Raw genomic sequence first — 13,205 nt, forward strand, 5'->3', positions numbered from 1 at the left:
GATTAACTTATCTTGTTTATTATCTCTTTCTGAAATCCGTGGCAAAATTAATAAAAATATAAGAAGTAGCTCTCCAATTAAAGAAATTTTTCAGTAATTGTCCGTTTTTTTTATTTCATTATCCAAATACCTCTGTAACAAACCAATTTTCCTTCGGTTTTGTATCAGAATAAACGGAATTATCTATCTTTGCAAAAATATAATCACAGTCATACATGAAAATTGTAAATTTTTCTGAGACCAACTCGGAGTTGAACCGGTTTGTCGCCGAACTGCGTTGCATCGATACCCAAAACGACCGTTTGAGATTCAGACGTAATCTCGAACGCATTGGAGAAGTAATGTCTTACGAGCTAAGCAAAGATCTCGAATATAGTCCCAAAGAAATTAATACTCCTTTAGGCACCTCGATTGTGAATACATCCGACGATTCGCTGGTATTGGCTACAATCTTACGCGCTGGAGTACCTTTTCATCAGGGATTTCTCAACTATTTCGACAAGGCCGAAAATGCATTCGTCTCTGCTTACCGTAAATATAAAGACAAACTTAATTTCGAAATATTTATCGAATATATCGCCTCCCCTCGAATCGACGGGAAAGTTCTAATAATTACCGACCCGATGCTGGCCACGGGGGGATCGATGGAACTGGCTTACAGAGCTCTTCTTACCAAAGGAAACCCTCGACATATACACGTTGCCTCTATCATCGCCAGCCAGAAAGCGATCGATTATGTAAAAGAACATTTTCCCGATGACAAAACAACAGTTTGGGTAGCAGCTATCGATCCCGAACTCGACGAACATTCTTACATCGTTCCGGGCTTGGGAGACGCCGGAGATCTGGCTTACGGAGAAAAAGAATAAGATCGGCCTATTTGTTTATTTTTCAAAATAATAATCTATATTTGCAAAATCATTGTTTTTTAATTGCAACACAACATGGGCATAACCATTAGAGAGATTTCGGGAAAACGAGAATTAAAAAAGTTTGCACGTTTTAATATCGATTTATATAAAAATAATCCGTACGCTGTTCCTCAACTAATATACGACGAAGTAAATACTCTGAATGCCGACACCAATCCGGCTTTTGAATATTGCGAATCGGTTTATTATATGGCATTCGACGGTGAAATACCCGTTGGACGCATAGCGGGCATCATCAATAATCGGGTAAACGAAAAGACCGGTCGAAAAACCGCCCGCTTCGGATTCGTCGATTTTATAGACGATCCCGATGTTAGTAAAGCCCTGTTCAATGCCGTAGAAACATGGGCTCGGGAAAAAGGGATGGAAGAAGTGAATGGACCCCTCGGATTCACCGATATGGACCCAGAAGGATTGTTGGTCGAAGGATTCGATCAGATCGGGACAATGGTGGCCATTTATAATTATCCCTACTATATCGAGCATATCACGAAACTGGGATATGAAAAAGACGTAGATTGGGTTGAATTTAAAATTTTTGTTCCGGAATCTATTCCCGAGAAACATCAGCGCATAGCCAATATCGTAAAAACAAAATACAAACTCGATATCGTAAAATATACCTCTTCGAAAAAACTGGTAAAAGATTACGGGCAAAAAATATTCGAACTTATCAACGACGCTTATGCCAATTTATACGGCTACTCTCCTTTAAATCAAAGACAGATCGATTATTACATAAAAATGTATCTGCCTATGGTAAGACTCGAAAATGTTACCCTCATCATTAACGAAGAAAAAGACCTTATTGGTGTCGGTATCGCAATACCTTCGATGACCAGGGCTATGCAGAAGGCTAAAGGAAAATTATTCCCGTTCGGTTTTATACATATCCTCAAAGCTCTTCGCGGAAAAAACGACATTGTCGATCTTTTACTGGTTGCCATACGTCCCGATTACCAAAATACAGGAGCCAATGCGCTGCTTTTCTCCGATCTGATCCCCGTATTTATCAAAAATGGATATAAATACGCTGAAAGTAATCCCGAACTCGAAGAAAACGGGAAAGTACAGTCTCAATGGCAATATTTCGAAAACAAACAACATAAACGCCGAAGAGCTTACCTCAAAAAAATATAAACCTGCATGTACAATCGTTTTATATATTGCAACGATCGACCTCTTAAGGTCGATCGTTCTCGTTTAAAAAGAGCTCTTTACCGTTACATCCGATTAAACATGCTGTAATTCATCAAAAAACATTTATCTTTGCATCCTAATTCACAGCAGCTAAATAATATACCGATATGAAGATAGAAAATAAAATTACCGATGCGGTAGTTAAAGCTCTCGGGGAACTTTACAATATCTCACCCGAAGGGTCAGCCGTACAGCTACAAAAAACAAAAAAAGAATTTGAAGGTCACCTTACACTCGTCGTATTTCCCTATCTGAAAGCTTCCCGAAAAAATCCAGAAGCTACAGCTAAGGAGATAGGCGAATATCTGATAAAAAATGAGCCTGCAATCGCCTCATATAATGTTATTAAAGGTTTTCTGAATTTGATAATTGCCCCGTCTTCATGGGTAGAACAACTTAACGACATCAATGCCGACGATTCGTACGGACTGAAAAAGGCCGGGGAAAATTCTCCGCTTGTTATGGTAGAATATTCCTCTCCCAACACCAATAAACCTCTCCATTTAGGGCACGTTCGTAACAATCTTTTGGGTTACAGTATATCTGAAATATTGAAAGCAAACGGTATGAAGGTCGTAAAAACAAATATCGTGAACGACCGGGGAATTCACATCTGTAAATCGATGCTTGCTTGGCAAAAATGGGGAAATGGCGTAACTCCTGAAAGCAGCGGTAAAAAAGGCGATCATCTCATCGGCGATTTTTATGTCCTTTTCGATAAAAAATACAAAGAAGAGTTGAACGATCTGCAAGCTAAAGGGATGACCAAAGAAGAAGCCGAAACGGCATCGGTTTTAATGGCCGAAGCCCGTGAAATGCTTCGCAAGTGGGAAGCCGGAGACAAAGACGTCGTTTCCTTATGGCGTACCATGAACCATTGGGTATATGACGGGTTTGATGACACGTATAAAATGATGGGAGTAGATTTCGATAAAATATATTACGAATCGGAAACTTATCTCGAAGGAAAAGAAAAAGTAATCGAAGGCCTCGAAAAAGGTATTATGTACCGAAAGGAAGACGGTTCGGTTTGGGCCGATCTCACAGCTGAAGGGCTCGATCATAAACTTCTGTTAAGAAGCGATGGCACATCGGTATATATGACACAGGACATCGGTACGGCAAAACTCCGTTTCAGAGATTACCCCATCGACAAAATGATTTATGTCGTAGGAAATGAACAAAATTACCACTTTCAAGTGCTTTCTATACTACTCGATAAGTTAGGGTTCAGTTGGGGGAAAAGCCTTGTTCATTTTTCGTACGGTATGGTAGAACTGCCTAACGGGAAAATGAAATCGAGAGAAGGAACTGTTGTCGATGCAGACGATCTGATGGATGAAATGATAAAAACAGCTCGGGAAACATCGGCCGAACTCGGCAAACTCGATGATTGTAGCGAAGAAGAAGCTGCCGGTATAGCCCGCATGGTCGGATTGGGCGCATTGAAATACTTTATTCTGAAAGTAGATCCTCGAAAAAATATGTTATTCGACCCTCAGGAATCGATCGATTTCAACGGAAACACCGGTCCATTTATACAGTACACTCATGCACGTATCTGTTCGGTCTTGAGGAAAGCAGCCGATAGCGGAATAACTCTACCCTCAAAAGCTTCGGAAGAAATCAATCTTTCCGATAAAGAAATTTCATTGGTACAACATCTAGCCGACTATGCGGCGATCGTCAGCGATGCAGGGTCTCAATATAGCCCAGCTCTTATTGCAAATTATATTTACGATTTGGTAAAAGAGTATAATCAGTTTTATCACGATTTTTCCATTCTACGCGAGGAAAATGAAGAAATACGAAATTTCCGGTTATTGCTTTCTCGGAATGTAGCGAAAATCGTTAAATCCGGGATGAAACTCTTGGGAATAGAAGTTCCCGACAGAATGTAATATACCTCCGATATATTTAAAGAAACCCGGTTGCCTTACAGGTAACCGGGTTTCTTTATAAATAAAAGGGCGGAATAACCGGCTACTGCGATTGTTCCGCCCTTATTACAACTACAAAATAAATCTCTTTTTTACTTTCCTTTCAGCAGCTTATCGTATTCCTCATTATTACCGATTATCTCGAGAGCCTTACGATAAGAATCGCTTATCTGATTTATAATTTTAAAATAAGCTTCCATATCGAAAAGATCCCGGGCAATAAGAGCCTTTAATTGTTGCTGAATTATCGGTTTCGATATCTCAAACTGCTTTTCATTATAGGTAATACTATCTTTTTTACCAGCCTCAATAAGTCCATTCAACATATCTTCAGACACCTGGAATTGAGAAATATATTTATCAAGGTTTTTATATTTCGACGTTAACTCTTTTCGATGAGTATCGATATAAGAAATTATATATTGGTTGAGAATACCTTTAGCGACCAAATCCCGATGATAATCGGTATAAAACGTAGTATCCAGAGGGACAAAATAATCGGGCATAATACCTCCGCCTCCATATACTGTACGATGATTTTTCAAAGTCGTATATTTCAGGGAATCAGGAAAATGAATACTATCGGCATTCGACAATTCTCCATTATTATACCGATTGATAAGATCTTTCTGGTAATCTTCGTTATCCCCTTTTTCATAAGGTTTTTGTATACACCTTCCCGAAGGCGTATAATACCGAGCAGTAGTCAATCTGATAACCGAGCCATCGGCAAACGGTAATTCTCTTTGTACCAATCCCTTCCCAAAGGTACGCCGACCCACGATAACGCCCCTATCCCAATCTTGTATCGCTCCAGATACAATCTCCGAGGCCGAGGCCGAGCCTTCATCGACCAAGAAAATTATTTTACCTTCTTTAAATTGTCCTGATCCGTCGGCTTTGAAACTGGTATCTTTAGAATGGCGTCCTTGTGTATTAACTACAGATTCTCCTTTCGACAGAAATTCGTTCGCAACATCGAACGCCGCTTTCAAATATCCTCCTCCGTTCCCTTGCAAGTCGAAAATAAGATTTTTCATTCCCGATTTTTTCAATTTTTTTATGGCATCGGAAACCTCTTTACTGGTATTTCCCGCAAAACGATTCAACCGGATATAACCAGTATTTTTATCGATCATATAGGCGGCATCTACACTATGAATCGGAATTTGGTCACGAGTTATCCTAAAATTTAACGGAGTTGCGACTCCGCGGCGCAAAACCTTAACATTTACTTTACTGCCTCTGGTTCCCCGCAAACGCTTCATAATATCGGTATTCTTCATCTTTACTCCTGCAATTACCGTATCATTTACCGCAATAATACGGTCACCAGCCATAATTCCTACCTTTTCGGAAGGACCACCGGGAACAGTCTGAACGACATAAAGCGTGTCGTTATTCATATTGAACTGAATGCCTATACCATCGAAATTACCTTGCATCGATGCTTCGATATCCTTCTGATCTTCAGCCGTAACATATACCGAGTGCGGATCGAGTTGCTTGAGCATACCCCGTATGGCATCCTCGGTAAGTTTATTTTCATCTACGTCATCAACATAGAGATTTGCCACAGCATAAGCAGCCAAACTCAATTTTTTATTAGCTTCCGATTGACGTTGAGCGTGCGCGAAAAAAACGCAGCAAAACGCTATCAGAAAAATCATGCTTTTTTTCATTATTCGATTTTATTTATAATCTTTATTTTCTTTCACTTAAACGCAAACCCGCAGGTATAAATTCATCTACATTACGTCCGTAACGTAACAATTCACGTACGATCGTAGAACTAATATGCGTATGTTCGGGTTCGGTAAAAAGTACCAAAGTCTCGACTCCTGAAATTTTCCGATTTACATCGGCTATCGTTTTTTCATATTCGAAATCGTTGACCGATCGTATCCCCCGCAAAATATAATCGGCATGATGTTTCCGGGCCAAATCCACGGTGAGACAATTATAAGACATAACTTTAACCCGGTCGTTTCCCTTAAACAAGTGCTCAAGCATATCTACCCTTTCTGAAAGCGTGTAATACTGGCTTTTTGCCGTATTTTCACCTACTGCGATAATAATCTCGTCGAGCATTCTCAAGCCTCGTTCCACTAAAGACATATGGCCTATCGTAAAAGGGTCGAATGTACCCGGGAAAATAGCGATTCTTTTATCAAAGTTCGTCTTCATCTACAACCAGATTTTGTATAATAAAATTCTGACGCTCCATGGTATTCTTACCCATATAAAACTCCAGCAATTCTTTCACGAGATCCTCCTTACGCAGAGTAACCTGATCGAGACGAATATCGGGTCCGATAAAATGGCGAAATTCATCGGGCGAAATTTCTCCCAAACCTTTAAACCTCGTAATTTCAGGATTTACTTTTATCTTATTCATCGCTGCAATACGTTCCTCTTCGTTATAACAATAGTAGGTGTCTTTTTTATTACGCACTCTGAATAACGGGGTCTGCAGAATATACACATGTCCTTTCTTAATGAGATCGGGAAAGAACTGAAGGAAAAATGTAATCAGCAACAAACGTATATGCATACCGTCAACATCGGCATCGGTCGCGATAATTATTTTATTATACCGTAAACCTTCTATACCGTCTTCTACATTAAGGGCAGCCTGCAGCAGGTTAAATTCTTCATTTTCATATACAACTTTACGAGTTAGGCCGTAAGAATTAAGAGGTTTGCCTCGCAAACTGAATACCGCCTGAGTCTCTACATTACGGCTCTTGGTTATCGACCCGGTGGCCGAATCTCCCTCGGTAATAAATATCGACGATTCGTCACGGTTATCCCCCTTCGTATCATTAAAATGTACCCGGCAATCTCTTAATTTTCGATTATGTAAATTAGCTTTTTTAGCTCTTTCTCGAGCCAGTTTCGTAACACCTGCAATCGCTTTCCGTTCTTTTTCCGAATCGAGTATTTTTTTTAATAGAATATCGGAAGTCTCCGCATTTTTGTGTAAATAATTATCAAGTTCTTTTTTCAAAAAATCACCGATAAATTTAGAAATCGTAGGACCCTCAGGCCCCATATCTCTCGATCCCAGTTTTGTTTTTGTCTGCGACTCGAATACCGGTTCTTCCACTTTAATACTTACGGCGGCAACGATACCGTTACGGATATCGGAATAGTCGAAGTTCTTATTATAATATTCTTTAATCGTACGTGAAGCCGCCTCACGAAAAGCAGTAAGATGTGTCCCCCCCTGTGTGGTATGCTGGCCGTTTACAAAAGAATAATATTCTTCTCCATATTGGTTATTATGAGTAATCACCACCTCGATATCGTCACCTTTAAGATGTATAACCGGATACAATGGCTCAGAGGTCATTTTCTCATTCAAAAGATCTACGAGACCGTTTTTCGAATAAAAACGACGACCGTTGAAAACAATTGCCATTCCCGAATTCAGATACACGTAATTTTTCAGTAAAGCTTCAATAAATTCGTCACGGTAACGATAAGTAGGAAAAATATTTGCATCGGCTACAAAACGTACAAAAGTACCGTTCTGCTCATGAGCATCTGCTAAAGGATAATCTTCAGAAACATTACCCGAACGATACAGATAAGCTTTACATTTACCGTCCCGGTACGAACAAATATAAAATTCACTCGAAAGAGCATTCACCGCTTTAATACCGACACCGTTCAAACCGACCGATTTTTTAAAAGCTTTAGAATCATACTTGGCTCCGGTATTCATTTTAGAAGAAACGTCTTTTACTTTATCGAGAGGGATTCCCCTACCGTAATCACGTACTGTAATCGTATTCTCGACAAGAGTTACTTCGATCTGTTTTCCATAACCCATCATGTATTCATCGACGGCGTTATCGAGAACCTCCTTCAATAAAACATAAATTCCGTCATCGGCATGGGTGCCGTCTCCCAATTTTCCGATATACATACCGGGACGACGCCGTATATGCTCTTTCCAATCGAGAGTACGTATGGCGTCAGAGCCGTATTCGAGTCCGGGAGTCGGTGCCGGTGTATTTTCTTCCATAATTCTCTGCTTTCTTCAATGGTAATTTTTAACCTACAAATATAAATAAACTATTCAGAATGCGCAAAGTACAAATTCATAATTAACTGCAAAAGACCGCAAAGCGAATATATATTCCAATGCGGTCTTTTGCATGTCTTCTCAAAAAATCTTATCGAGGGAATAATTTTCTTCCTATACTTTTAGTTAAAGAATCGGCAAAACAATTCACACTAAAAATACCTTTTCAGGACATTATTCTACTAATGCGAAATCGAGTTGTTTTCTTTCGAGGTTGGCTCTGGCCACTTGTATACGTATGGGGTCGCCCAAACGATAAATCTTTTTTCTGCGCCGGCCTGTCAGACAATAATTCTTTTCATCGAATTCATAAAAATCGTCTTCGAGATCACGTATCGGAACCAATCCTTCACATTTATTTTCATTTATCTCAACATACAGGCCCCATTCAGTTACTCCAGAGATCACTCCGTCATATTCTTCGCCAAGTCTTTCACTCAAAAATTCGACCTGTTTGTATTTTATCGAAGCTCGTTCAGCACTGGCAGCGACCAGTTCCATTTCAGAAGAATGTTTACATTCCTCTTCGAGCTTGCTTTCGTTTACACTACGCCCTCCTGCCATATATCTTTCGAGCAAACGGTGTACCATCATATCGGGATAACGCCGAATCGGAGATGTAAAATGTGTATAATGTTCGAAAGCTAACCCGTAATGGCCTACGTTTTTAGTAGAATAAGCGGCTTTGGCCATTGTACGTATCGCGACAGTTTCAATCAGATTTTCCTCCCGTTTTCCTTGTACTGTATCGAGTAACGAATTTATCGATTTCGATACTTCGCTGTTACTACCTTGTGTTTTCAAATTATATCCGAACCGACGGATAAACATCGCCAGATTATTCATTTTTTCCGGATCGGGAAGATCATGTATGCGATAAACAAAAGCTTTTGCTTTATGCCCTTTGGGAACTTTCCCTATCGATTCGGCTACGGTTTTATTCGCCAAAAGCATAAATTCCTCTACTAATTTATTAGCCTCTTTAGAGACTTTAAAGTAAACGCTTATCGGTTTCCCCTTCTCGTCGATTTCAAATTTCACCTCATGACGGTCAAAATTTATAGCTCCGTTACTAAACCGTCGCGATCTTAATTTTTGCGCCAAATCGTTCAAGGCCAACAATTCTTCTTTATATTCGCCTTCGCCGGTCTCTATTACTTGTTGCGCCTCTTCATAAGTAAAACGACGATCGGAATAAATAACCGTACGGGAAATGCGAGACGACTTCATCTGCGCATTTTCATCAAATTCGAAAATAGCAGAAAAACACAATTTTTCCTCTTGGGGTCGTAATGAACAAATCTGATTACATAACCGTTCGGGAAGCATAGGTATTGTTCTGTCTACCAAATAAACCGAAGTCGCCCGGTTTTCGGCTTCCCGGTCGATCAGGCTCCCTTGCTTCACATAATGTGTCACATCGGCAATATGCACACCCACTTCCCAGTTTTTATTAGGTAACCGGCGAATCGAGAGCGCATCATCAAAATCCTTGGCATCTTTGGGATCGATAGTAAATGTGGTGACCCCTCGAAAATCTTCTCGATCTTTCAGATCTTCTTTTGTAATTTTATCATTAATCTTTTCAGCCGCTTTTTCTACTGCCTTCGGATAAGAATACGGCAAACCGAATTCCGCGAGAATAGCATGCATTTCGGTATTATTTTCTCCCGATGCACCCAATACATCCATCACTTCTCCATAAGGATTCTTTGCCCTTTCAGGCCATTCGGTAATACGTACGACCGCTTTATCTCCCGACCTACCGCCTTTAAGCTTTTCTTTCGGAATAAAAATATCATTAGCTAATACTTTATTATCGGTGAGTAAAAAAGCGAAATGTTTTTGCACCTCGAGAGTTCCTACAAATATCTGAGGAGTTTTCTCTATAATTTCTATCACCTCTCCTTCGGGATCATGGTTTTTACGTTTAGCATACATTAGCAACTTCACTTTATCGCCGTTCATAGCCCGCAACGAATTTCGTTCGGCTACAAATACAGGCTCTCCGCCATCCTCGGGAATAACGTGATTTTTTCCGTTACTGCGGCGTTCAAAAACACCGTTTAATGTATTGCCGCGATGATTGAGTTTAAATTTACCGGGAGTAACTTCAATTAGAAAACCATCGGATACCATCGTCTCCAAAATCTGGCAAACCATCTGTTTCTGAATTTCCGTTTTCGCCCCTATCCCGTGAGACACTTGCTTATAATTAAATGTACGCGCACCGTCTACCATAAAAAAAGAGGTGATACGTTCTATTATTTCATGCTTTTTTAATCGGAAATTTCCTTTTTCCCTTGTATTTTTTTTTGTCATAATAATCTGTTTTTTAACCTGTTTTCCCGCTTCGCAGAAATACATTTCTACAAAGTAAATAATATTTTATTTCCCAACATCTATAGAAGGATGAAAAATGATTAAAACAACCGGTCGCTACGACAAGATCTCAAAAGATCAAATACAAAAGATCGATATCATATCATCAGAAATCCATCATATCATTTTCATACGAATCAGGGGTTTCCAGCGGCCTTTGTTTCTGTTTGTTTCCGCCATTACCGAACATATAAGTAAGGGTAAAGGTCACGCTACGTCCTCCCCATCGGGCATCGGAAACTTCATAGAAATTACTTCCGTAACTGCTCGATTTACGACGTCGCGAATCGAGCAGGTCTCTACCCGATATGGCAATATTGAGCTTACGGGAAAGAAATGATTTACGTATACCGGCATCGAGCGAATAGTTATCTTTAGTTTCGCCTTGAGCCGATACCCGTTTAGAATTATAATTACCGGTCACCTGTAACGAAATACTCCAAGGAAGTATTACATTAGCCATCATACGGGCATTCCATGAAAAATCTTCACTGCCCTTATAATGTTCTGTAAAAAAACCTTCTTCGGTACGATATGAATAATCGAAGCCATTGAGTTTATAATAATACACATTTACCGTTGTCGTAAGATCGAGTATACGAAACAGGCGGTTTTTTGAAACCAGTTCGAGTCCCGAACTTTGAGAACGGGTAATATTTTCAAAAGTAGAATACATTGCCGGATCATCAAAATACTTTACATTTTGTATTACACCATCGGTATTCCGGTAATAAAGCGAAGCCGACAAGGTATGCTCGGTCCAGTTTTTAATATAATTCAACTCAAAAGCATTCGTAAATTCCGGATCCAGATTAGGATTACCATAACTTATAGAGGTAGAATCGGTTACATTTCGGAAAGGATTTATTTGCCAACCTCTCGGACGCCGAACCCGGCTGGTATAATTTACCTGCAACTCATTTCCACGAGGAAGACTATATCCCAAAAACAGACTCGGATATACATGCCAGTACTCCTTCTTTCCTTCATCTACCGGAATATAAGCCTCTGTTTTGGTATTATAACGCATATATTCACCTCTCAGTCCCGCCTGAAAATTAAATTTATCTATTTTGCCTGAGAAAGTTGCATATATCGCTTGTATATTCTCTTTATAATCGAATGTATTATTCAATTTGATATTCGGCTGTAAGATGTCTAAACTCTCACCATCGAACGTTCTTACATCACTCGTACGCCAGTCGAGATTTCCCTGATAACCGGCTCCGAGTTTAAACTTCTCACCGATACTCTTAGAATAATCTACTTTTATTTCGACGCCTTTATCGTCATTATTACTTTTTTGTTGCTGAGCCGAAACTCCCTGAAGAGTATTCTGAGTATAATCGCTGGTCTCTTTCATAACACCGAAATCATAAGAAACAGAAGCCGCCAGATTATCGGTTTTGTTGAATTTATGATTATAATCGATCGTAAAATCATAACGATTATGATCTCCATCACTATTCGAAATACGATCGCGGGACAAAATACCAGCCCCATCGAACGATTGCAGAGTCGTTTTATTACTCCGGTTACCGAGCATCCCCATAAATGAAAATCCAAGATCGTCATTTTCTGTCATATGCCAGGTAACACCGGTACGGATAAACGTCCCCACACCATTCATTTTACCCCTGTTTTTCTGATTCAGAATACTTTTATCATCGGGATTATCGAGCCATGATTCACGATAAGTATCGGTACGATTCTTAAAACGCATACTTCTCACGCCTACATTTGCATAAGCATCTACTTTTGCCGAATTATAGTTGACATTTATCGAACCGTTTACTCCGCCAAAAGTATTGGCTCCCGCCGATACGCTACCGTAATATCCGGCTTTACGTTCTTTCTTCAATACAATATTAATAATACCGGCACTACCCTCGGGACTATATTGAGCCGAAGGGTTGGTGATTACTTCAATCCGCTCGATACTTTCAGCAGGCATTTGTTCGAGTATCTGCGCACGATTATCTTCGGTAAGCCCCGCAGCCCGACCGTTGATCCACACTTCTACACTCGAATTGTTTCTCAACGAAACATTCCCTTCGTTATCGACATCTACCGAAGGAATATTTTGCAATACTTCCGAAGCGGAACCTCCGGCCGATGCGATATTCTGGTCGACACTGAATACTTTCCGGTCGACATCGAGCTTCATCTGTGTACGCTGCCCTACAACTTGTACCTCTTTCAAAGCATGTACACTTTCATGAAGAATTATATTTTTTAGATTTATATCACCGTCTTCAGTAACAGAAACCGGTACTTCTACGGGTGTATAGCCCACAAAGCTAACCTTTAAAGTATATTCACCCTTTGGAACGCCCGGAATAGCAAACGCACCTTTTAAATCGGTTGTCGTTGCTTTCATTGGTGCTTCTACTCCTTTTTTTAATAAAGAAACGGTAGCATAATCTACGGCATTTTTCGTTTTACTATCGATCACACGCCCCTTTACATTCGCTGCAGAGGACGAAAAGACAGTCAGTAATACCCATACCAACCCCAAAATCACTTTTTTCATAAAGACCTATATAATTACCCTAAAACAAAAATTCCTCTTTAAGACTCTCTTTTACCGATAAGGTTTAAGCGCAAAAAGATTTTTTTAGCAAAATGTGACAGTGTTAACAATAAATTAAAAAATCC

At 39.8% G+C, this 13,205-nt stretch carries 8 protein-coding genes; 3 read left to right on the forward strand and 5 right to left on the reverse strand.

Annotated elements, in window-relative coordinates; genetic code table 11:
- The first annotated feature begins 215 nt into the window (after nt 1–215).
- From upp to argS, 3 genes are all read left to right on the forward strand, one after another.
- Nucleotides 216–869: a uracil phosphoribosyltransferase gene (gene upp / locus NMU02_RS10025; protein WP_255027730.1), complete on the forward strand. Its 654-nt coding sequence runs from the start codon at nt 216–218 to the stop codon at nt 867–869.
- A gap of 75 nt (nt 870–944) precedes the next feature.
- A complete protein-coding gene (locus NMU02_RS10030) occupies nt 945–2,072 on the forward strand; it encodes an N-acetyltransferase (protein ID WP_255027731.1) in 1,128 nt (375 codons plus the stop codon).
- Between the two features lie 167 nt (nt 2,073–2,239).
- The gene (gene argS, locus NMU02_RS10035) at nt 2,240–4,033 is read left to right on the forward strand and encodes an arginine--tRNA ligase (protein ID WP_255027732.1); all 1,794 of its coding nucleotides are present in this window, start codon (nt 2,240–2,242) and stop codon (nt 4,031–4,033) included.
- A 131-nt stretch (nt 4,034–4,164) separates the two neighbouring features.
- Here the strand turns inward: argS and NMU02_RS10040 are convergent, their stop codons facing one another.
- The 5 genes from NMU02_RS10040 to NMU02_RS10060 all read right to left on the reverse strand — a co-directional run bounded on the left by NMU02_RS10040 (nt 4,165) and on the right by NMU02_RS10060 (nt 13,080).
- The gene (locus NMU02_RS10040; RefSeq protein ID WP_255027733.1) at nt 4,165–5,754 is read right to left on the reverse strand and encodes a S41 family peptidase; all 1,590 of its coding nucleotides are present in this window, start codon (nt 5,752–5,754) and stop codon (nt 4,165–4,167) included.
- Nucleotides 5,755–5,776: 22 nt separating this feature from the next.
- Complete coding sequence (coaD, locus tag NMU02_RS10045; RefSeq protein WP_255027734.1) at nt 5,777–6,259, reverse strand: pantetheine-phosphate adenylyltransferase; 483 nt, start codon at nt 6,257–6,259, stop codon at nt 5,777–5,779.
- A complete protein-coding gene (locus tag NMU02_RS10050; protein ID WP_255027735.1) occupies nt 6,243–8,105 on the reverse strand; it encodes a DNA topoisomerase IV subunit B in 1,863 nt (620 codons plus the stop codon). The genes coaD and NMU02_RS10050 overlap by 17 nt, the downstream gene beginning before the upstream one ends.
- 234 nt (nt 8,106–8,339) lie before the next feature.
- Nucleotides 8,340–10,487 (reverse strand): ribonuclease R, encoded by a 2,148-nt coding sequence (gene rnr / locus NMU02_RS10055; protein WP_255027736.1) that lies wholly within the window; start codon nt 10,485–10,487, stop codon nt 8,340–8,342.
- A gap of 166 nt (nt 10,488–10,653) precedes the next feature.
- Nucleotides 10,654–13,080 (reverse strand): TonB-dependent receptor, encoded by a 2,427-nt coding sequence (locus tag NMU02_RS10060; protein ID WP_255027737.1) that lies wholly within the window; start codon nt 13,078–13,080, stop codon nt 10,654–10,656.
- Nucleotides 13,081–13,205: the final 125 nt, after the last annotated feature.

This window comes from Coprobacter tertius (assembly GCF_024330105.1).
GTDB classification, from domain to species: domain Bacteria; phylum Bacteroidota; class Bacteroidia; order Bacteroidales; family Coprobacteraceae; genus Coprobacter; species Coprobacter tertius.

What these genes read in the sequence shown, in the direction of transcription:
- upp (WP_255027730.1), top strand. Translation starts at nt 216, where the DNA reads ATGAAAATTGTAAATTTTTCTGAGACCAACTCGGAGTTGAACCGGTTT.
- NMU02_RS10030 (WP_255027731.1), top strand. Translation starts at nt 945, where the DNA reads ATGGGCATAACCATTAGAGAGATTTCGGGAAAACGAGAATTAAAAAAG.
- argS (WP_255027732.1), top strand. Translation starts at nt 2,240, where the DNA reads ATGAAGATAGAAAATAAAATTACCGATGCGGTAGTTAAAGCTCTCGGG.
- NMU02_RS10040 (WP_255027733.1), bottom strand. Translation starts at nt 5,754, where the DNA reads ATGAAAAAAAGCATGATTTTTCTGATAGCGTTTTGCTGCGTTTTTTTC.
- coaD (WP_255027734.1), bottom strand. Translation starts at nt 6,259, where the DNA reads ATGAAGACGAACTTTGATAAAAGAATCGCTATTTTCCCGGGTACATTC.
- NMU02_RS10050 (WP_255027735.1), bottom strand. Translation starts at nt 8,105, where the DNA reads ATGGAAGAAAATACACCGGCACCGACTCCCGGACTCGAATACGGCTCT.
- rnr (WP_255027736.1), bottom strand. Translation starts at nt 10,487, where the DNA reads ATGACAAAAAAAAATACAAGGGAAAAAGGAAATTTCCGATTAAAAAAG.
- NMU02_RS10060 (WP_255027737.1), bottom strand. Translation starts at nt 13,080, where the DNA reads ATGAAAAAAGTGATTTTGGGGTTGGTATGGGTATTACTGACTGTCTTT.